Genomic DNA, 21,056 nt, shown 5'->3' with positions numbered 1-21,056 from the left:
ATGGCCAAGGCATATAACGACAAGGAAATCTGGTTCTTCACCGGCAGCCAGGACCTGTACGGCGAGGACACCCTGCAGCAGGTGGCGCAGCAGTCCACCGAGGTGGCGCAGGTGCTGGATGCGTCCGCCGATGTCCCGGCGAAGATCATCTGGAAGCCGGTGCTGAAGGACTCCGAGTCGATCCGCCGCGCGATGCTGGAAGCGAACTCGGATGAGAACGTGCTGGGCGTGATCACCTGGATGCACACCTTCAGCCCGGCGAAGATGTGGATCAATGGCCTGAAGGCCCTCCAGAAGCCGCTGCTGCACTTGCACACCCAGGCAAATGTCGAACTGCCCTGGGATTCGATCGACTTCGACTTCATGAACCTGAACCAGGCTGCGCACGGCGACCGCGAATACGCCTACCTGGCCACCCGCCTGGGCGCCGCGCGCACCACGGTGGTCGGCCACGTCTCCAATCCCGCGGTCACCCGCCGCGTGGGCACCTGGATCCGCGGCGCTGCCGGTTTCAACGCCGTGCAGAACCTGAAGCTGGTCCGCTTTGGCGACAACATGCGCAATGTCGCGGTGACCGAGGGCGACAAGACCGAAGCCGAGATCCGCTTCGGCGTTTCGGTGAACACCTGGGCTGTCAACGACCTGGTCGAGGCCGTGAAGACCGTGGCCGAAGCCGGCATCGATGCGCTGGTCGCCGAGTACGAGCGCGAGTACGACGTGGTTCCCGAACTGCGCGCCGGAGGCGCGCGCCACGGTTCGCTGCGCTATGCCGCTGCCCAGGAAATCGCGCTGGAAGCGTTCCTGTCCAGAGCCGGCGCCATGGCCTTCACCACCAACTTCGAGGATCTCGGCGGGCTCAAGCAGTTGCCTGGCCTGGCCGTGCAGCGCCTGATGGGCAAGGGCTACGGCTTCGGCGCCGAAGGCGACTGGAAGACCGCGGTGCTGGTGCGCGCCGCCAAGGTGATGGGCGAGGGCCTGCCGGGCGGAGCCTCGCTGATGGAGGACTACACCTACGACCTGACCCCCGGCAAGGAGCTGATCCTCGGTGCCCACATGCTCGAGGTCTGCCCGTCGCTGACCACCTCCAAGCCAAGGGTGGAAATCCACCCGCTGGGCATCGGCGGCCGCGAGGATCCGGTGCGCATGGTCTTCAGCGCGGACGCCGCCGAGGGCGCGGTGGTCGTGTCCATGGCCGATATGCGCGAGCGCTTCCGGCTGACCGCCAATGTGGTGGACGTGGTGACCCCGCCAGCTGACCTGCCGAACCTGCCGGTAGCCCGCGCGGTGTGGAGTCCGCGGCCTGATTTCAATATCTCTGCCGAGTCCTGGCTTGCTGCCGGCGGGGCGCACCACACGGTGATGTCCACCGCCGCAGGCATCGAGGCTTTCGAGATCTTCGCGGAGATCGCCGGTGCCGAACTGCTGGTCATCGACGAGGAGACCACACGCCGGAACTTCGCGCAGCAGATCCGCGTCAACCAGAGCTACTACCGCTTGGCGCAGGGCTTCTAGCAGCCAGGCGGGCCCCTTTAATGGGCCCTGCGTGCCCTGTGCTGGGAGCACAAGGCCACTGGGTAAGGAATCTTAATTTATTTTCATCAGAGGGTGGTCGAAGTCACTGTGTTAGCGCTAACATAGTGTGAGTCCAGTCTCATTCGCAGATATGGCAACCTTTCAAGGAGGAAAAGATGGCATGGAATAATTGGACCCGCAAAGCCGTGGCGACCATGGGATCGCTCGCACTGGTCGGCGCATTGGCAGCCTGCAGCGGCAGCGGCGCCGGAGGCGGAGCCGGGGCTGGCGGCGGGGAATCGACCGCCCCCGAGGACATCCAGGTGGGCGTCGCAATGCCAACCGAGACGTCCGAACGCTGGATTGCCGACGGTGAAGCGGTCAAGTCCCAGCTGGAAGAAGCCGGCTTCGAAGTCGACCTGCAGTTCGCGAATGACGACATCCCCACCCAGCAGCAGCAGATCGACCAGATGATCACCAAGGGCAGCGACATCCTGGTGGTCGCCTCCATCGACGGTACCGCGCTGTCCACCCAGCTGCAGGCCGCCGCGGACCAGAACATCCCGATCATCTCCTACGACCGCCTGATCAACGGCACCGAGAACGTCGACTTCTACGTCACCTTCGACAACTACAACGTCGGCGTCCAGCAGGCCACCTCGCTGCTGGCCGGCATGGGCCTGGCCGATGATCAAGGCAAGCGCACCGACAAGAAGGGCAAGTTCAACATCGAGCTCTTCGCCGGTTCGATCGACGACAACAACGCGCACTTCTTCTGGAAGGGCGCCATGGACACCCTCAAGCCATACCTCGATGACGGCACGCTGACGGTCAAGTCCGGCCAGACCAAGATCGAGCAGGCAGCCACCCTGCGCTGGAGCCAGGAAGAAGCCCAATCGCGCATGGAAGACCTGATCACCGCCCACTACCAGGGCGGCAAGACCAAGATCGACGGCATCCTCTCGCCATTCGACGGCATTTCCCGCGGCATCATCACCGCGCTGTCCAACGCCGGCTACGGCAAGTCCATCAAGGACGGCCTGCCGATCATCTCCGGCCAGGACGCCGAAATCGCCTCGGTGAAGCTGATCGACGACGGCGTGCAGTACGCAACCATCTTCAAGGACACCCGCAAGCTGGCCACCCAGGCTGTCGAGGCAGTGAAAGCCTACGCCGGCGGCGGCGAGCCGGAAGCCAACGACACCGAAAGCTACGACAACGGCAAGAAGGTCGTTCCCTCGTACCTGCTGAATTCGGACATCGTGGTCAAGGACAACATCACCTCGCTGCTGGTCGACTCCGGGTACTACACCGCCGAGGAAGTCAAGGCCGGACAGGCCAAGTAGCCGCGCAGGCAGCAACCGCGGTGGCGGGAGGGCAACCTGCGCTCCCGCCGCCGCGGTTCACCGCTCACAGCACACACCAAGGACGTCTGCACTATGGACACCACGATCCTGCACATGCAGGACATCACCAAGACTTTTCCCGGAGTCAAGGCGCTGGACGGCGTCAACCTATCGGTTCGCAAGGGCGAAATCCACGCCATCTGCGGAGAGAACGGCGCCGGAAAATCCACCCTCATGAAGGTGCTCTCCGGGGTCTACCCGCACGGCAGCTACGAGGGCAAGATCATTTTCGAGGGCGAGGAGCTCAAGGCCTCGAACATCAAGGATTCCGAGGCCCAGGGCATCGTGATCATCCACCAGGAGCTGGCCCTGGTGCCCTACCTCTCGGTGGCGGAGAACATCTTCCTCGGCAACGAGACCTCCCGTGGCGGCTTCATCGACTGGAACGAAACCAACCATCGCGCCGCCGACCTGCTGGCCCGCGTGGGCCTGCACGAGCAGCCGGTCACCCCGGTCGGCCAGCTCGGTGTCGGCAAGCAGCAGCTGGTGGAAATCGCCAAGGCGCTGAGCAAGAACGTGAAGCTGCTGATCCTGGACGAACCGACCGCCGCGCTGAACGACGACGACTCCGAGCACCTGCTGAACCTGCTGCGCGAACTGCGCGAGCAGGGCATCACCTCGATCATCATCTCGCACAAGCTCGGCGAGATCGAGGACATCGCCAACACCACCACCATCATCCGCGACGGCCAGTCCATCGAGGCCCTTGACATGGCCGACCCCGCCTCCAACCAGAACCGCATCATCCGCGGCATGGTCGGCCGCGAGCTCTCCGCCCGCTACCCGCAGCGCGAGCCGCAGATCGGCGACGTGGTCTTCGAGGTGCGCGACTGGTCGGTCCAGCATCCGGTCCAGCAGGACCGCACCGTGGTGGAGCACGCAAGCCTCGACGTGCGCGCCGGCGAAATCGTCGGCATTGCCGGGCTCATGGGCGCCGGTCGCACCGAACTGGCGATGAGCATCTTCGGCCACAGCTACGGCCGGAACATCACCGGCACCGTGCTGATGGGCGGCAAGCCGGTGGACACCTCCACGGTGGGCAAGGCCATTGGCGCCGGCATCGCCTACGTCTCGGAGGACCGCAAGAAGTTCGGGCTGAACCTCATCGAGGACATCCGCGTGAACACCACCGCGGCCGGACTGGGCAAGATCTCCTCGAAGGGCTTCGTGGACGGCAACAGGGAAATACAGATCGCCGAGCACTACCGCAAGTCCATGCGCATCAAGACCCCCAACGTCATGGCGAAGGTCGGCAACCTCTCGGGCGGCAACCAGCAGAAGGTCGTGCTGGGCAAGTGGCTGCACACCGCCCCCGAGCTGCTGATCCTCGACGAGCCCACCCGCGGCATCGACGTCGGAGCCAAATACGAGATCTACACGATCATCAACGAGCTGGCCGCGGCCGGCAAGGCAGTGCTGGTGATCTCCTCCGAACTGCCCGAGCTGCTGGGCATCTGCGACCGCATCTACACCCTGGCCTACGGCCGGATGACCGGCCAACTGCCGCGCAGCGAAGCCACCCAGGAACGCCTCATGGAACTCATGACCATCGAGAAGGAAAGCACCCGATGACCATCACAAACGAGCTGAAGGATATCTTCACCAAGAACTTGCGCACCTCGGGCATCTACATTGCCTTCGTGCTCATCGTGGTGCTGTTCACCATCCTGACCAACGGCCTGCTGCTCAGCCCGATCAACATCACCAACATCATCCTGCAGTACTCCTACGTGCTGATCCTCGCACTGGGAATGATCATCGTGATCGTGGCCGGGCACATCGACCTCTCGGTCGGGTCGCTGGTCGCCCTGACCGGCGCGGTCTCCGCGGTGCTGGTGATCAAGAACGACATGCCATGGTGGGCAGGCATGCTCGCCGGCATCGCGGTCGGCGGGCTGTGCGGTGTGTGGCAGGGTTTCTGGGTCGCGTACGTGGGCATTCCCGCGTTCATCGTGACGCTGGCCGGCATGCTGCTCTTCCGCGGCCTGACCTACGAAGTGCTCAACAACGTTTCGCTCTCGCCGTTCCCCGGCGAATACGGCCAGATCGCCGGCGGCTTCCTCAACGGCCTGCTCGGCGGCAACGGCTTCGACCTGTTCACCGTGATCATCGGCGTGATCGCCGTCGTGGGCCTGTTCTACTCGCAGTGGCGCAATCGCGCAGGCCGGGCAAAGTACGGCCAGAGTGTCGAGTCGATGGCCATGTTCCTGGCCAAGAACATCATTTCCGGCGCCATCATCCTCTGGTTCTTCTGGCAGATCGCCACCAGCCGCGGCATGCCGATCGTGCTGATCATCCTGGCCGCCCTGATCCTGGGCTACCACGTGCTGACCACCAAGACCGTCTTCGGCCGCCACGTCTACGCCATCGGCGGCAACCTCTCCGCCGCGAAGCTCTCGGGCGTGAACGTGAAGAAGATCAACATGTGGATCTTCATCAACATGGGCCTGCTTTCGGGCGTGGCCGGCGTGGTCTTCTCCTCGCGCTCCAACGGCGCCCAGCCGGGTGCCGGCAACATGTTCGAGCTGGATGCGATCGCCGCCTGCTTCATCGGCGGCGCCTCGACCACCGGCGGCGTGGGCCGGGTGACCGGCGCGATCGTCGGCGGCCTGGTGATGGCGGTGCTGTCCAACGGCATGCAGCTGATGGGCGTCGGCGCGTCCACCCAGCAGATCGTCAAGGGCGTGGTGCTGCTGCTGGCAGTGGCCTTCGACATCTACAACAAGCGCCGCGCAGGCGCCGGCAACTAGGCTGCGGCTTGCTGCCACGGCCCTCCCGCACGCGATGGCGGGAGGGCCCGCCCATGCCCGATGGTTTCCCAGCACAGCACGAAGGATGACGAAATGGATCGCCAATCAATGCCGCAGCAGGACACCTCCAACGGAACGGTGCTCACGCTGCAAGCCCACGGCTTCACCGCGCAGCTGGCCACGGTGGGTGCCACACTGGTGTCCCTGGACTACGGTGGCCGCCCGCTGGTGCGCGCCTTCGATCCGCGCGGTGAGCGCCCGGTGTTCTCCGGAGCGATCCTGGCTCCCTGGCCCAACCGGGTGATCGACGGGGCCTACCACTGGGAAGGCCAGGAGTTGCAGTTGCCGATCACCGAGCCTGAGCGCGGCCACGCGCTGCACGGCCTGGTGGCCGATACCAGCTTCGAGATCACCGGGCGCAGCGGCAGCTCCGCCCAGCTGCGCACCGTGATCGCGCCGAACCCCGGCTACCCCTATGAGGTGCAGCTGGTGATCGACTACCGGCTGGAAGCCGGCGGGCTGCGCACCATCGCCACCGCCACCAACCTCGGGCAGGGCACCGCGCCCTTCGCCTGGGGTTCGCACGCCTACCTGGTCGCACCGGGCAAGAAGGCGGATGAATGGACTTTCACCCTGCCAGCCGGCAAGGTGCAGCTCACCGACGGCGCGCGCCTGCTGCCGCAGGAGGTGGTTCAGGTGGCTGGCACCGAGCTGGATTTCCGCACCCCGAAGTCGATCGGGGACCTCTTCATCGATCATGCCTACACTTCCCTGGCCGCCGGCGCGGACGGCTTGTTCAGCGCATCGATCACCGACACCAAGGGCCTCGGGTCGCAGATTACCTGGGACGAAGCCTGCCCGTGGGTCCAGATCCACACGGCAGACCGCGATGACCCGGCGCTTGACCGCACCGGGCTGGCCATCGAGCCGATGACCTGCCCGCCCGGCGGCTTCAACTCCGGCCAAGACGTCATCGCGCTTACCCCGGGCGCCAGCTGCGAAGCCAGTTGGCTGATCGGCCCGGTCCAGCCGAGCTAACCCGCAGGCGCGCCCGCCGCGCCGCCTACCTATTTGCACCACCACTAGCCCATTGGAGAGATGGCCATGCCGCAAGGCTCCGCAGCATATGAAGCAGCCCACCGGGTGCACCACCTGGCCGATGGCCGCGAAGCGATCTTCTTCGCCGATGCCAACACTGCCGTGCCCGAACCGGTGGCCGACACCCGGCCGCTGGATCCGCGCGGGGAACCCGGCGAGCTGCGCTACGACCGGCTGACCGGAGACTGGGTGGCAGTCGCCGCCCACCGCCAGTCGCGCACCTACCTGCCGCCCAAGGAAGAATGCCCGCTATGCCCCAGCGCGCACGGGCGCATGAGCGAAATCCCCGCCGAGGACTTCAACGTGGTGGTCTTCGAGAACCGCTTCCCGTCGCTCGGCCCGGCACTGGGTTCGATTCTATCCGCCGCACCGGTGCAGGTTCCCGCCCCGGCCTACGGGCGCTGCGAAGTCGTGGTGTTCACCCCCGAGCACACCGGGTCCTTCGCCTCGCTGGATGACGCCCGCGCGCGCACCGTCATCGAAGCCTGGGCGCAGCGCACCGCCGCATTATCCGCGATGGAAGGCATCGAGCAGGTCTTCGTCTTCGAGAACCGCGGCCAGGATATCGGCGTGACCCTGCACCACCCGCATGGGCAGATCTACGCCTACCCGTACCTGACCCCGACCGCCGCCAAGATGGCCGGCCAGGCGGTGGCCCACCTGGCGAAGACCGGACGCCCCCTGATGCAAGACATCCTGGACTTCGAACGCACCGAAGGCTCGCGCATGGTGCGCCAGGGCGAGCACTTCTCCGTGTTCGTGCCCTACGCTGCCCGTTGGCCGCTGGAAGCCCATCTGGTGCCGCACCGCCACGTGCCGGATCTTGCCGCGCTCAATGAAGAGGAGAAAGCCGAACTGGCAGTGATGTACCGGGATCTGCTGCGCGGATTCGACGCGCTGTACGACACCCCCACACCCTATATTGCCGCCTGGCACCAGGCTCCGTTGGAACCGGAAGCCCGTGCGGCGGCACGGCTGCACCTGCAGCTGACCAGCCCGCGCCGGGCAGCTGGCAAATTGAAGTACCTGGCAGGCTCGGAAGCCGCCATGGGCGCCTTCATCAACGATGTCCCGGCCGAGCAGGCAGCCGCCCGGCTGCGCGAGGTCATGCCATGAGCCGCAGCGGCAGCGCGGAAACCGCGGCACGGGTCAACGCCCTGCGCGAAAAGTTCACCAAAGCCTACGGCCACCGGCCCGAAGGCATCTGGCGCGCCCCGGGACGGGTGAACCTGATTGGCGAGCATACCGACTACAACCTGGGCTATGTGCTGCCCTTCGCCATCGACAAGAACGCGCTGGTGGCCGTGCGCCGCAAGTCGCAGCTGGAGCCGGGCAGCCAGGTGCTGGACTTCGCCTCCACCTACGGGGCAGGCGACGAGCCGCCGATCACCTCGATCACCGTCGATGAGCTGGTGCCCCGGGCGGTGCCCGGCTGGGCTGCCTACCCGGCCGCCGTGCTGTGGGCATTGAACCAGCTCGATGGCGTGCAAATTGGCGGGCTGGAGCTGATGGTGGACTCGGATGTCCCGGTGGGCTCCGGCTTGTCCTCCTCGCATGCCCTGGAAGTGGCGACTGCCGTGGCGCTGGATGACCTCTACGGCCTTGGGTTGTCCAAGGTGCAGATGGCCCAGCTGACCCAGCGGGCCGAGAACGAATTCGTGGGCGCCCCGACCGGAATCATGGACCAGAGCGCCTCGCTGATGTCCCATGCGCAGCACGCGCTCTTCCTGGATTGCCGTTCCATGGAAACGCAGGCAGTGCCGTTGCCGTTGGCGCAGCACGACGCGGTGGTGCTGGTCATCGATACCCGCGTCGAGCATTCGCATGTGGATGGCGGCTATGCCGCCCGCCGTGCCAGCTGCGAGCAGGCCGCCGCGGCACTGGGGGTGGAATCCTTGCGGGAAGTGCACAGCGTCGCGGAATTGGAGGCCATCGCCGACCCGGTGGCCCGGCGCCGCGCCAAGCACATCGTGACCGAGAACCGGCGGGTGCTCGATGCCGTTGCCGCGTTGCGCGCCTCGGACCTGGGCGCGGTAGGCAAGCTGCTGTGCCAGTCCCACGAATCCATGCGCGACGACTACGAGATTTCCAGCGAGGAACTGGACGCCGCGGTGGAGGCCGCCATGACGGGCGGGGCGATCGGTGCCCGCATGACCGGTGGCGGTTTTGGCGGCAGCGCCATTGCCCTGGTCAAGCGCGAGCGGATCGAGCCGGTCAGCCAGGCCGTCCGCGAGGCCTTTGACCACGCCGGCTATGTCGAGCCGGCCATTTTCACCGTCATTGCAGATGAAGGAGCAGGCAGGGCATGAGTTGGCTAGTGACCGGCGGAGCCGGGTATATCGGATCCCACGTGGTGCGTTCGCTGCAGGCGGCGGGGTTCGAACCGGTCGTCGTGGACTCGATGTCCAGCGGAGTGCGCTCCTTCGTTCCCGAAGAAGTGCAGTTCTACCAGTTGAGCATCTTGCAGACCGAGAAGCTCGTGGAAATCATGAAGCGCCACGAGGTTACCGGGGTCATCCACCTGGCCGGCTACAAGTACGCCGGAGAATCGGTGAAGCACCCGCTGCTGGCCTTCGAGCAGAATGCCACCGGCACCGCGCACCTGCTCGATGCCATGGCAACCGCACGCGTGCACAATATGGTCTTCTCCTCCTCGGCGGCCGTCTACGGCACCCCGTCCGAGGATGTGGTCACCGAAGCCACCGGCACCTTCCCCGAATCCCCGTATGGACAGAGCAAGCTGGTGGGGGAGTGGCTGATCCGCGACCAGGCGGTGGCTACCGGGCTGAAGCACACCTCGCTGCGCTACTTCAACGTGGTTGGATCGGGCAGCGCTGAACTCTATGACGCGAGCCCGCACAACCTGTTCCCGCTGGTGTTCCAGGCGTTGAATGCCGGCAAAGCACCGAAGATCTTCGGCACCGATTACGACACCGAAGACGGCACCTGCGTGCGCGACTACGTGCATGTCGCGGATCTGGCGCTGGCGCATGTCCAGGCCGCCAGGAAGCTGGAGGCGGGCGAGGCGTTGGAGCCGGTCTACAACCTGGGTTCAGGTGATGGCGTCTCGGTGCGGCAGATCATGGACGCGGTCGCCGAGGTGACCGGCATCGGCTTCACCGCTATTGAGGAAGCCCGCCGTCCGGGCGATCCGGCGCGCATCGTTGCCGACGGCAAGCTGGCCGCCCGCGACCTGGACTGGAGGATGCGCCACAGCCTGGCGCAGATGGTGCACAGCGCCTGGGAGGCCTCGGCGCAGCGCCGCTGACTAGCCGGTGCGCAATTTGGCGGCGATCGCATCCATGGTCTGGGCAATCGCCAGCGACTCGTCCAGCGGCATGACCGGCGACTCGGTCAATCCATCGGCGATGCACCGGGCTACGTGGGCCGCTTCGAAGCCCAAGCCGGCAGCCGGCGAGGTTTCGGTGAACTCGCGGCTGTCGGCGATCCTGCCGTCGGCACTGCGCAGCACCAGCGCGGAACCGCAGCAAATCGGGCGCTGCAGCTCCAGGGTGCCTTCGGTGCCGGCAATCCACGCGCCCTGCGGCGAATCGGTTTCGATGCTGCTGAAGGCCGTTGCCGTGGAGCCGTCCTCATTGGCGAGCACCGCGGTGAAGGACGCATCGACACCGGTGGGGGCCATGCGTCCCGAAGCGTGCAGAAGCTGCTTGGCAGGGGAGACCATGGCGCTGAAGGCGATGGGATAGACGCCGACATCCAGAAGGGCCCCGCCGCCCAGTGCCGGATCGAAGATGCGCGAGCCGTAGTCGACCTCGAACCTGGCGCCGAAATCAGCCTGGATGGTGATCACCTGCCCGAGCATTCCGGACTCGATGACCTGCGACAGCACATTGCCGATCGGCAGGAACCGCGACCACATGGCTTCCATGGCGAACACCCCGGCAGCCCTGGCCGCCTCGATGATCCGGGAGGTTTGCCGGGCATCCAGGCTCATCGGCTTCTCCACCAGGACATGCTTGCCAGCGGCGATGGCCTTGAGCGCCAGTTCCGCGTGGCCGCTGTGCGGGACAGCGATATAGACGGCATCCACCGCAGGGTCGCTGAGCACCGCATCGTAGGAGCCGCAGGCCCGGGTTCGCCCATCCCCGTAGGTGCGTGCGAACTGCTCGGAGCGGGCCAAGGTGCGCGAACCGACGGCTCCGATCCTGCTGGAGGTCAAGTTGTTCAGCGACTGGGCAAACTGCGAGGCGATCCACCCCGGCCCGAGAATGCCCCAATTCAGCGCGGGAGCCGAGGATGGATGAGGCAGTGTGGATTCGGGCAAGGCTAGTGGCACGTCAGGCTCCGATGGCAGGCAAGATCAGATGGTTGTTTCTACCCTAAGCGGAGGATGGGCCTGGTGGAAGAGCTTTTGGGCTGTAACCAATTGGCCCGGATCGGGCTGGGCTGGCCGCGTGCTTCCCGAACCCGAAGAATCCATTTACTGATCAGTAACATCTGGCTAGGATGGCGGTATGCAGCTTCAGAGCATCACCAGCGAATCAGTGCGCATTCTCGTCACCGCCAAGGACAGCGTCCAGGCCACGGTGTTCAAGCCAGCAGGAGTCCCGAGAGGCGTGCTGGTGATTCATCCGGCTACCGCCACACCGCAACGCTTCTACCGAGCCTTTGCTGAACTGGCTACCCGTTCCGGCCTGCTTGCCGTGACCTACGACTATCGTGGCACCGGGCTGTCCGGTTCGCCTCGGGAGCTGCGCGGCATCCGGATGCGCGACTGGATCCAGCAGGACATCCCAGCCGCCGCGCGGTGGGCGGCCGAGAACTTTCCGGATCTTCCGCACTACGCCGTGGGCCACAGCGTCGGAGGGCATGGGCTGGTCCTGGATTACGGCACCGAAGCGCTGTCGGCAGCGGTCATCGTCGCCAGCCATGTGGCCGCTTCGCGAACCATCTCCCCGTGGCAGGAACGGGCGCGCGTCACCGCGATACTGAATATCGTGGGACCGGCGCTCAGCCGGAGCCTGGGCTACATGCCCGGGCAGAAACTCGGGTTGGGCGAGGACATCCCGACAGCTGCCTTGCTGGAGTGGAGCCGCTGGATCCGGAAACCCAACTACTTCTTCGATGACCCGAGCATGCAGGCCCGGACGCATGCAGCCCGAACCCGGATTCCCATCCTGGCCGTCGGCGCCAGCGACGACCTGTGGGCCTCGCCGCGGCAGATGGACCAGCTGACCGGGCACCTGGTCTCGGCCACGGTCCAGCGCCGGACCTGCACGCCAGATGAGCTCGGGGTGCCAGCCATCGGGCATCACGGGCTGATGCGGCGCGGGGTCGGGGAAGCCGCCTGGCCGGACATGCTGGACTGGCTGGAGGACCGGAAACGCTGAGCCCGCCGCCTGGCTACAGGTCGACCGCGTTGGCCAGCACCGGCAGCTGCTTGCGCGCGACTTCGACCTGATCGAGGTCCAGGTCCACGACCAGCAGTTCGGGCTCCGCGCCGGCCCGGGCGATTACACGGCCCAGCGGATCCACCGCAAGCGAGTGGCCGACGCCCAAAGGCGCCGTGCCGGTGACCGTGCGGCCAACGCTTTGCGGGTCAGCCTGGTCCACTGCCACCACGAACGTGGTTGAATCCAAGGCGCGAGCCTGTGCCAGCGTGGTCCACTGCTCGGTTTTGCCCTCGCCCTGGCCCCACGAAGCGCTGACAATGCAGATCAACGCGCCAGCCTGCGCATGGCGGGTGAACAAGCGCGGGAATCGCAAGTCGTAGCAGGTGGCCAGTCCGATGATCGCGCCCTCGTGCTCGAACTGCACCGGGGACTGGCCGGGTGTCACTGAATCCGACTCGGCATAGCCGAAAGCGTCGTAGAGATGGATCTTGTCGTAATGGGTATCAACCCCATCACCGGCGACCAGCAAGGTGTTGCGTACCCGTCCGCCCTCGCCGGGGGTGAACATGCCCGCGGCGATGGTGATGCCGATCTCCCGCGCCTGCTGGCGAATCAGCGTAGCCCAGGGGCCATCCAGAGCCTGCGCGTATTTGGCGAGATCATGGCCGAAAGACACCTGCATCGCCTCGGGAAAGACCACCAGCGTTGCCCCTGCCTCCTTCGCCTGGCGGGCATGATCGCGCACCGTCACCAGATTGCGCTGGGGATCAGCGGTGCTCAGCACCTGCGCCAAAGCGATTCTCATGGGATAGTCCTTTCCTGTGGCGAACGGGTGGCGATGCGCTACGCTCACGACTCTACGCAGTAGCGATCAGCGAAGCTACATCTGGGCCATCTGGACCTCTTCGCGGCCCTTGGACACCGACATCACGTCCTTCTGGCGCTCGCCGTCCACTTGGGCGGCCAAGGCATCCAGTGCCGACAGGGATTCCGCGGACAAGCGGACATCCAGTGCCTGCAGGTTGTCATCGAAGTGCGCGCTGAAGCGCGTTCCCGGTATCGGGGATACGGCCACATCGAGTGCCCGCGCCTTTTCATAGACCCAGGCCAGCGACACCTGGGCAGTGGAGATGTTCTCGCGTTCGGCCACATCATTGATGACTTGGCGCAGCGGCTGGTTGTGCTCCATGCGGGATGCCTCGAAGCGCGGGAAGTTGCGGCGGATGTCCCCGGCCTCCAGCTGTTCCAGTGAATCCACTTCTCCGGTGAAGTATCCGCGGCCCAGCGACGCGTAGGTCACCAGGCCCACGCCCAGGTCGCTGGCGGTGGGCAGCAGCCAGCGCTCGATGTCGCGGCTGAAAATTGAGTACTCCATCTGGATCGCGGAAATCGGATGCACCGCATGGGCTCGGCGCAACTCTTGGGAGGTCACCTCGGATAATCCGATGTGCCGGATTTTCCCCGTTTCGACCAGCTCCTTGTAGGCGCCGACCGTCTCCTCAATCGGGACCCGGGAATCCACGCGATGGTAGTAGTACAGGTCCACGTGGTCCACGCCGAGGCGCTGCAGGCTCTCGTCCATGCATTTCTTGATGAAGGCGGGGTCGCCGTTGGCGCGTGGATCTCCCGGGTTCTTCGGGCGGACGATACCCGCCTTGGTTGCCAGCGTGACTTCGTCCCGTCGGGTTTTCAGCACCTGGGACAGCAGGGCTTCGTTGTGCCCATCGCCGTAGATGTTGGCGGTATCCAGGAACGTCACGCCGCGATCAATGACGTGGTTCAGTGTGCGCAAGGATTCGGCATCGTCGGCCGCGCCGTAGGGCCCGCTCAGCGACATGCAGCCAAAACCCTGCGCAGTGGTTTCCAGTCCTTGGCCGAGGTCGATGCGGTTTGCGATCTGCTGTGCCATGCTTGTCCTCATCAGTAGTCGGTTTTTCTGTACCAGAGCCTAGCGAAGCGGAAACGGAATGGCCTCACGTTCGAGGAAATATTGAGCCCCGCGAACCGCAACCACCGCGACACACCCTAGCCAAATGTCTGATGACTTGGATAAAGAGACTGCGTCTCACTTTCGCGAATTGATCTCAGAGTAAGATTCTTGCCATGGGCAGCGTGGTTCGCGATCGGGTTCGCGAAAAGATGAAAGTGGAGTTGGCGGAACAGGCCTATGCCGTGTTCGCCGAACGCGGTGTAGAGAACGTCACCGTCCAGCAAGCTGCCCAAGCCGCCGGAATTTCCCGCGCAACGTTCTTCCGGTACTTCTCCTCGAAAGAGGATGCGGTGGTTACCGCGCTGCGTTCCATGACTGGGCACTTCGCCGATATAGCCCGCTCCATGACGTCGCAGCCGGGGGAGAGCTTGCTGGAGCTCTTGCGCCGCAGCTTCGAACCGGCAGTGGCGTTCGCTGAACAGGATCCGGTGACAATGATCAGCCGCATTGAATTGATCCGGAGCACCCCTGCGCTGCGGGCAAGCTGGCAGGAATCCCTGCGTGAGCAGCAGGCGGCGCTGGCCCAGGCGCTCTCGCCGTTCTGCGCGAACCAGCGGCTGGCCGAAACCGCCGCTTTGCTGGGCCTGTCCCTGTACGGCCATGCGCTCGACCGCTGGGTTGGCACCACCGGCAGCACGCTGCGCGAGATCCTTGATGAGGCTTTCGACTTCGCCGCGATGATCGATGACAACTGGGTGGTGAAGCACTAGGAACCGGTGCAAGCTATGGCAAACTACGCACAACAATGGCCGCGGACCAAAGCTGGCGAGTAGAACGGAGAGCGGCCGGCGTGCACTGGAACGATTCCAGTGCACGCCGGCCGTTTCGTGTTCAGGATTCCCGCAGTTTCCCTTGAAGCGTTCGGCTTGCCTCAGTTGCGCACCTCGGCACGTTCGTCATCGAAGTGGCTTTTTCGTGCGGCCGCTGCCGCCTCGGCTTCAGTTGCCGGACGCATATCGAACTTTGGCAGGGCATCCGGGGAAGAGCAGCCACCGAACTTCGGCGAAGGCTGGCCGCCGTTGGCTACGCGGTCCGCTTCCAGTTCTTCCCACTCCTCATCGCGTCCGAGCATGCGGGCAGGGTCCTCATTGGTGATTTCGCCGGCGAAAGCACGCTTCATCGCCTCTCGGTCGAACCGCCCTTCCCATTTGGCAACCACGAAGGTTGCTACGCAGTTGCCCAGCAGGTTCACGGCGACGCGCATCGAATCCATGATGCGGTCTGCGCCCAGCAGCAGGGCCACGCCGGCCACCGGGAAGATGCCCAGGGCCGCGGCGGTCGCCGACAACGCCAAGAACGAGGATCCGGGGACGCCTGCCATGCCCTTGGAGGCCAGCGGCAAGATGCCCAGCGCGGCGAGCTGCTGGCCGGAGCTGAGATTGTGCCCGAATGCCTGCGCCAGGAACAGCAACGAGAATACTTCATATTGCCTGGATGATCTCCCCTCACTCGTCGAAGTAGTCTTCCTGACTGCAAAGCAGTCCAAGCAATATGAAGCTGACGGCCAGCGATTACAACCAGAACGCATATCCAGCGGCTTACACTGTTTCGTTCGTTGTGTTTCCTCCCTCGCAAATAATTCATTAGAAACTAGCTCAGCCACTCCTCGACGTGTGAACCCGGTTCCTCGCCCCAAATACGTCAACCACTGATTCGTGGGTTGAACGTTGGCCAGGATACAAATCCTCCGGCGGAGTCGAATAGGGAAATAACTACTCTTTCTGGACTTGTTTTCGCTGGCTTCCGTGGCCGAGGAAGTGCGTCTCGTGAGCCAGCTACTAGATTCATGTTTGCGCTGTCTCCCCATCTGCCATGAGGTTGTTGAATAGAGCCGGTTATGGCTATCTTGCGTTATCGCCTGTTATCCGATCCCGGAGCGTGCTTGTTAACTTGTTTCAAGTTTTGCCCAAGATTTTCAACGAGATGCTCGGCGATTGCCAGTGAGGAGGTAGCTCCAGGAGAAGGTGCATTTCGTAGGACAGTAACTCGGTCCAAGTGCTCGATGACAAAATCGTCAACCAGATGCCCGTTCTCGTCCATTGCCTGCGCGCGTATTCCGCGTGTGATTGGCGTTGAAACTGCTCCTTCTAAATCTGGAGCGTAGGCTGCGGCACCTGCAAGAAATTTCTTGCGGGAAATCACGGCGCCGACTTCATGGATGGCTGCTTTGATGTTTCCGGAAGCAAATTTCCAGAAGGCTCGGCTGAATGCTACATCAAGTGTGTCTTTAATGCTGATGCGCCATCCATTGTAGTTCTCGCGTCCGAAGGAGAGGAACGCGTTGGGCCCGACCAGCATTTCTCCGTCCACACGTTTAGTCAGATGCACACCGAGGAATGGGTAATCAGGGTCGGGAACCGGGTATACCAATCCGTTCAAGATGTTGCGATGTTCCGGGGCGAGCTTCGAATACTGGCCGAAGAATGGAACTATCTTGGGGTAGGGAGATCCGCCTGCCAATTGAGCCATTCGGTCGGATTGCAGACCTGCGCATACGATCAGGTAGTCGAACTGGTGGGTGGCGCTCTGCCCGTCACGATCGACGGTTACGGTGCAGCGGTCCTCAAAATTAGAGATTCCCTTAACCTCGGTGTTCAATAGGAGATTTGCTCCGCCTGCCGTCACTTCCTCGATCAGTGCTCGGGTCACAGCTGCATAGTCGATGATCGCGGTGTGGGGCGAGTGCAGGGCGAGCCGGCCAACCGCATTTGGTTCAATTTTCCGCATCTCGTCTGGCCCGATGAGTGCCACATCGGGAACGCCGTTAGCCTTGGCCCGCTTGTAGATATCCCGGACCCGGTTCTCTTCTTCCTCAGTGAGGGCAACAACAAGCTTTCCGCACTCTTCGTAGGGAACGTCTCTGGAGATCGCGTAGTCTCGCAGCAGGTCAACACCACGTCGGCACAGGCGCGCCTTCAGACTTCCCGGCTGATAATATAAGCCTGCGTGCACAACACCGGAATTATGTCCGGTCTGGTGTGCTGCAACTTCGTTGGACTTCTCTATGATGGTGATCTGAGCACCAGGATGAACATGCGTCAGTTCTCGTGCCACCGCCGCTCCGATGATGCCTGCGCCCACGACGCCAAACGAATAGTTAGACATGGTATGTCTCTCCTTAGGAATTTTCTTTACTCTTACTTGAACTGGAACAATAGGTAAATGGAATCTGTTAACCGCAATGCCACACTGACTGAACAGGCTGTCGACTCGATCCGGTTGGAAATCATCAAGGGTTCCCTTATCCCTGGGCCGCTATATACAGGTTCAGAGGTAGCTCGGAAGCTCGGCGTTTCGCGTACCCCCGTCCGTGAAGCCCTGATGGAACTCGCGCGTCGTGGCATGGTACGTATTGAAGACAAAAGAGGATTCCGAGTCCTCAAAACCTCGCTAGATGCGTTGCTTCAGGTCTTTCAGGTCCGCATCATGCTTGAGGTTCCGTTGTCCCGACTGGCAACGCTTAATAAGAACGATTCTGCTTCGGCTGAATTCGAATCTGCAGTTGCACAATTTTTGACAGCTGCGGAATCTGGTGACCCTAACGCGGTGTTGCGTGCTGACAGGGACTTCCATCAAACGTTGCTGTCCGGTTCCGGGAACGAAAAAGCTTTAGTCATCCTTCAGGAACAACGCGATTTCGTGCTCAGTACGGGTGTAGGCACCGTTCCCACCTCCCGTTCGGCCATGGAATGCTTCAACGATCACGCCGATATCATCAGTGGATATCGAGAAGGTGATCCACAGGCGGTCGGTCGTGCGGTCTTCCGGCACATTGCCAATACGGCACAAGTTCTGATCCAACAGGAAACTCTGAACTGTCCCGAATTTGCGACGGCCGATGTTGAGCAATCTTTTGCTTGGTTGTCCACGCCTAGCGAGGGCGTCCTTTAGAACCGCAGTGCAGATCACATGCTCAGAGCGATGTACTTTTCAATCTGGTATTCCTTGATCCCGGCGTGACCTCCTTCCTTGCCGAACCCGGATGCCTTGATCCCTCCGAAAGGTGCGGCAGGATCGGCCACGACAGCGCGATTGACTGCGACCATTCCGCTGTCGAGTTTCTCAGCAGCCTTCAGAGCTTGACTTACATCGCGTGTGTAAACATAGGAGACCAATCCGAATGGCGTTTGGTTGGCAAGATCCAGCGCTGCTTCATCGCCTTCAACTTCATAGATGGAAGCGACTGGGCCAAAGATCTCACTGGTGGCGATCGCCGAGTCCGTTGAAGCGTTGGTTACCACAGTGGGATTGACGAAGAATCCTGGACCTTCGAAGGCGCCACCGCCAAAGAGGATTTCTGCGCCTTCCTCAACAGCCTTGCCAAGCAATTGCTGGACGCTATGACGCTGTTTTTCATCTACCAGCGGACCGATATTAACCGAGGCGTCAGTGCCAGATCCCACTTTGAGTTCTGCGACCTTGGCGACAAATCGTTCTTTGAAGGCAGCAGCCACAGACTTCTCAACAATGATGCGGTTGGCAGCGACGCAGACCTGACCGGCATTGCGGAATTTAGCGACCACTGCTCCCTCCGCGGCGGCATCCAAATCGGCATCGGAAAGAACAACAAATGGCCCATTGCCGCCTAGCTCCATTGAAGTGGCCATGACATTGTCAGCGGCTTGCTTCAGTAGAGTCACACCCACGGCAGTGGAGCCGGTGAAACTAACCTTCTTCAGTTCAGGGCGTGACATGAGAACCTTCGACTGCGCGGATGAGGAGCTAGTCGTTACAAGGTTGACCACACCCTGGGGCAGCCCCACTTCGTGCAGAACCTGTACGAACATATGGGTTACCAACGGAGTCAACGCTGCTGGCTTGATAATGATGGCGCATCCTGCGGCTAAAGCCGCCGCGGCCTTGCGAGCACCCATGAAGAGCGGGAAATTCCATGGTGTTACCAAGTAGGACGGACCAACTGGCTGATGGGTAGTGATGATCTTGAAATCACCAGTTGGTGACTCAGTGTAGGTTCCCTGTTGCTGGGTGACGACCTCCGAAAACCACTGAAAGTAGTCTGCCGAGATCTGAACCTCACCGCGCGCTTCGGCCAGCGGCTTGCCCATTTCAAGGGACATGACCCATGCAATTTCTTCCTTGCGTTCCTTGAGCAGTTCGTAAACGGAACGAAGGACGTTGGAACGGTGGCGTGCTGTGGTCTTACCCCAGGCGCCCTGAGCCGCTGTCGCCGCGGAAAGCGCCTCGAGGCTGTCTTCGGTGCCTGCATCTGCCACGGCCGCGATCACGGTTTCATCAGCGGGGTTCTGTACGGAAAAGACCTTACCTCCCTGCGCAGCCCGCCACTCTCCATTGATGTAAAGCCCTAGTGGGAGTTCGATTTCCCCTTCATTCCAAGATATTTTCTTCCAAATTTCGGTACTCATTTGCCACCCTCGTGTTTCTGAAATTAGGACATTTTCACATTAGTCCTGGCAATGCTTCTTGACATACATGTTACATGCAAGCAAGGATTGGTGTGATTCATAATACTTACCTGATGGCAATGTCACAGGAATTCGAGATGGAGCAAAGCATGTCCACCGTTGCACATTCGCATCTACCGCCGGCCAGGCGCGTCGCCGCGGCATCAATGATCGGCACCACAATCGAGTGGTACGACTACTACATTTTTGGCACCGCCGCAGTACTTGTGCTCAACGACCAATTCTTCCCTGCGCTTTCTCCTGCAGCAGGGACCTTGGCGGCGCTCGCAACATTCGCGGTAGCCTTTATCGCCCGTCCATTTGGCGGTATCATCTTCGGCCATTTCGGAGACAAGGTAAGCCGCAAGACTATTCTGGTGTGGTCATTGATGCTGATGGGCATGTCCACTTTCATTGTGGGTTTCCTGCCAAACTATGATGCCATCGGCATTTGGGCTCCTATTTTGCTGGTGCTGCTGCGCTTCCTCCAAGGCTTGGCAGTAGGCGGCGAATGGGGCGGTGCAGTACTCATGGCCTTAGAACACGCTCCGGAAAAGAAGAAGGCTTTCTACGCTTCGTGGACCCAGTCAGGCGTACCTGCGGCTCTGGTGCTTTCCTCCACCATCTTCTTGCTGATGCAGCAAATGGACGAGGCATCCTTCCATGCTTGGGGCTGGCGTGTACCGTTCTGGATCTCAGCACTGTTAATCGTCGTCGGGTTGTTCATTCGCCTGCGCATCACTGAATCACCTGAATTTCTCAAGATGAAGTCCGAGAAGCGTGAAGTCCGTGTTCCGCTGTTCGAGCTCATCCGCACCGCATGGTGGCCACTGATTCTAGGTACCTTGACGCTGGCATCGCCAAACATCATCTTCTACATCTCTTCCGTTTACCTGCTCAGCTACGGCCCAACCCACGTGGGACTAAACCGTGATTCTGTATTCATGGCGTTGATCATCGCTGCATTCATTCAAGTCTTCACTATTCCAATGGTTGCAATGCTTGCCGATCGATTGGGCAAGAAGAAGATTATGCTCGCTGGGGCCGCAATGGTCGCTCTGCTAATCTATCCAGTGTTCTGGCTTGTAAATACCGGCCAGCCCATGGCGGCCCTCGGCGCTATGATCATTGCCCTTCCTATCACCCACGCCACTGCCTATGCAGTCGTTGCAAGCTTCATCCCCGAACTGTTCCAGCCTGAGGTTCGCTTCACCGGCAGTTCGTTGGCCTACCAGATCGGCGGCATCATCACCTCTGCGCCAGCACCATTTATCGCCGAGTACCTAATGCAGAGCACCGGCTCCTCCATGGCCGTGGCCACCTACATCGCGGTGGCTGCCGCAGTCGGTTTCACTGCAATCGCCCTAAGCCGACCGGCAAAGAAGCGGATCGATCGCCCCGAAGCACGTGCATCTTCTAGCGTGACGCCATGACGACTCGGGCGAATTACTGCCACCCAAAAATCAATAACAGCCTTTTCTCTTTTGGGAAGAAGTCCGGGCAAAAACCACAACAGGAGTATT

General features: G+C 62.2%; 17 protein-coding genes and 1 pseudogene. 12 read left to right on the top strand and 6 right to left on the bottom strand.

Annotated features, from left to right (window positions below):
- The 8 genes from araA to galE all read left to right on the top strand — a co-directional run bounded on the left by araA (position 1) and on the right by galE (position 10,034).
- Entirely contained in the window at positions 1-1,512 is a 1,512-nt protein-coding gene (araA, locus tag ACR9WD_RS16115) for an L-arabinose isomerase (RefSeq protein ID WP_434922431.1), read from the top strand.
- A gap of 176 nt (positions 1,513-1,688) precedes the next feature.
- The gene (gene chvE / locus ACR9WD_RS16110) at positions 1,689-2,858 is read left to right on the top strand and encodes a multiple monosaccharide ABC transporter substrate-binding protein (RefSeq protein ID WP_052253952.1); all 1,170 of its coding nucleotides are present in this window, start codon (positions 1,689-1,691) and stop codon (positions 2,856-2,858) included.
- Between the two features lie 93 nt (positions 2,859-2,951).
- Complete coding sequence (mmsA, locus tag ACR9WD_RS16105; protein ID WP_038992820.1) at positions 2,952-4,490, top strand: multiple monosaccharide ABC transporter ATP-binding protein; 1,539 nt, start codon at positions 2,952-2,954, stop codon at positions 4,488-4,490.
- A complete protein-coding gene (gene mmsB / locus ACR9WD_RS16100; protein ID WP_038992822.1) occupies positions 4,487-5,668 on the top strand; it encodes a multiple monosaccharide ABC transporter permease in 1,182 nt (393 codons plus the stop codon). The genes mmsA and mmsB overlap by 4 nt, the downstream gene beginning before the upstream one ends.
- Before the next feature lie 93 nt (positions 5,669-5,761).
- Positions 5,762-6,706 (top strand): aldose 1-epimerase family protein, encoded by a 945-nt coding sequence (locus tag ACR9WD_RS16095; RefSeq protein ID WP_434922430.1) that lies wholly within the window; start codon positions 5,762-5,764, stop codon positions 6,704-6,706.
- Between the two features lie 60 nt (positions 6,707-6,766).
- Positions 6,767-7,882, top strand: a complete 1,116-nt coding sequence (gene galT, locus ACR9WD_RS16090; protein WP_434922429.1) for a galactose-1-phosphate uridylyltransferase — start codon at positions 6,767-6,769, stop codon at positions 7,880-7,882.
- Complete coding sequence (gene galK / locus ACR9WD_RS16085) at positions 7,879-9,075, top strand: galactokinase (RefSeq protein WP_434922428.1); 1,197 nt, start codon at positions 7,879-7,881, stop codon at positions 9,073-9,075. The genes galT and galK overlap by 4 nt, the downstream gene beginning before the upstream one ends.
- The gene (gene galE / locus ACR9WD_RS16080) at positions 9,072-10,034 is read left to right on the top strand and encodes a UDP-glucose 4-epimerase GalE (RefSeq protein ID WP_121867666.1); all 963 of its coding nucleotides are present in this window, start codon (positions 9,072-9,074) and stop codon (positions 10,032-10,034) included. The genes galK and galE overlap by 4 nt, the downstream gene beginning before the upstream one ends.
- Here the strand turns inward: galE and ACR9WD_RS16075 are convergent, their stop codons facing one another.
- A complete protein-coding gene (locus ACR9WD_RS16075) occupies positions 10,035-11,063 on the bottom strand; it encodes a Gfo/Idh/MocA family protein (protein ID WP_434922427.1) in 1,029 nt (342 codons plus the stop codon).
- A 178-nt stretch (positions 11,064-11,241) separates the two neighbouring features.
- On the opposite strand from ACR9WD_RS16075, the gene ACR9WD_RS16070 reads away from it, so the two are divergent.
- Positions 11,242-12,117 (top strand): alpha/beta hydrolase family protein, encoded by an 876-nt coding sequence (locus ACR9WD_RS16070; protein WP_434922426.1) that lies wholly within the window; start codon positions 11,242-11,244, stop codon positions 12,115-12,117.
- Between the two features lie 13 nt (positions 12,118-12,130).
- Here the strand turns inward: ACR9WD_RS16070 and ACR9WD_RS16065 are convergent, their stop codons facing one another.
- Both ACR9WD_RS16065 and ACR9WD_RS16060 read right to left on the bottom strand, forming a co-directional pair.
- Positions 12,131-12,925 carry a carbon-nitrogen hydrolase family protein gene (locus ACR9WD_RS16065; RefSeq protein ID WP_121867663.1) on the bottom strand — a complete coding sequence of 265 codons (795 nt, stop codon included), beginning with the start codon at positions 12,923-12,925 and terminating at the stop codon, positions 12,131-12,133.
- 75 nt (positions 12,926-13,000) lie between these two features.
- On the bottom strand, positions 13,001-14,029 hold the full coding sequence (locus ACR9WD_RS16060) for an aldo/keto reductase (protein ID WP_434922425.1): 1,029 nt from the start codon (positions 14,027-14,029) through the stop codon (positions 13,001-13,003).
- Positions 14,030-14,223: 194 nt separating this feature from the next.
- Here ACR9WD_RS16060 and ACR9WD_RS16055 point away from each other — a divergent pair, with 194 nt between their 5' ends.
- Positions 14,224-14,820 (top strand): TetR family transcriptional regulator, encoded by a 597-nt coding sequence (locus tag ACR9WD_RS16055; protein ID WP_434922424.1) that lies wholly within the window; start codon positions 14,224-14,226, stop codon positions 14,818-14,820.
- 161 nt (positions 14,821-14,981) lie between these two features.
- Here the strand turns inward: ACR9WD_RS16055 and ACR9WD_RS16050 are convergent.
- Positions 14,982-15,536, bottom strand: a pseudogene (locus tag ACR9WD_RS16050) (dicarboxylate/amino acid:cation symporter); the annotation flags it as partial.
- A 425-nt stretch (positions 15,537-15,961) separates the two neighbouring features.
- Complete coding sequence (lhgO, locus tag ACR9WD_RS16045; protein ID WP_434922423.1) at positions 15,962-17,215, bottom strand: L-2-hydroxyglutarate oxidase; 1,254 nt, start codon at positions 17,213-17,215, stop codon at positions 15,962-15,964.
- Positions 17,216-17,272: 57 nt separating this feature from the next.
- Between lhgO and ACR9WD_RS16040 the strand changes: the two genes are divergently transcribed.
- Positions 17,273-18,001 carry a GntR family transcriptional regulator gene (locus tag ACR9WD_RS16040; RefSeq protein ID WP_149597582.1) on the top strand — a complete coding sequence of 243 codons (729 nt, stop codon included), beginning with the start codon at positions 17,273-17,275 and terminating at the stop codon, positions 17,999-18,001.
- Between the two features lie 14 nt (positions 18,002-18,015).
- On the opposite strand, the gene ACR9WD_RS16035 is transcribed toward ACR9WD_RS16040, so the two are convergent.
- On the bottom strand, positions 18,016-19,494 hold the full coding sequence (locus ACR9WD_RS16035; RefSeq protein ID WP_149597581.1) for an NAD-dependent succinate-semialdehyde dehydrogenase: 1,479 nt from the start codon (positions 19,492-19,494) through the stop codon (positions 18,016-18,018).
- A 92-nt stretch (positions 19,495-19,586) separates the two neighbouring features.
- On the opposite strand from ACR9WD_RS16035, the gene ACR9WD_RS16030 reads away from it, so the two are divergent.
- Complete coding sequence (locus ACR9WD_RS16030; protein WP_434922422.1) at positions 19,587-20,966, top strand: MFS transporter; 1,380 nt, start codon at positions 19,587-19,589, stop codon at positions 20,964-20,966.
- Positions 20,967-21,056: the final 90 nt, after the last annotated feature.

The sequence above is a fragment of the Glutamicibacter sp. PAEs-4 genome, assembly GCF_051161755.1.
Classification (GTDB): Bacteria; Actinomycetota; Actinomycetes; order Actinomycetales; family Micrococcaceae; genus Glutamicibacter; species Glutamicibacter nicotianae.
This window is presented reverse-complemented; position numbering and strand designations above follow the sequence as displayed.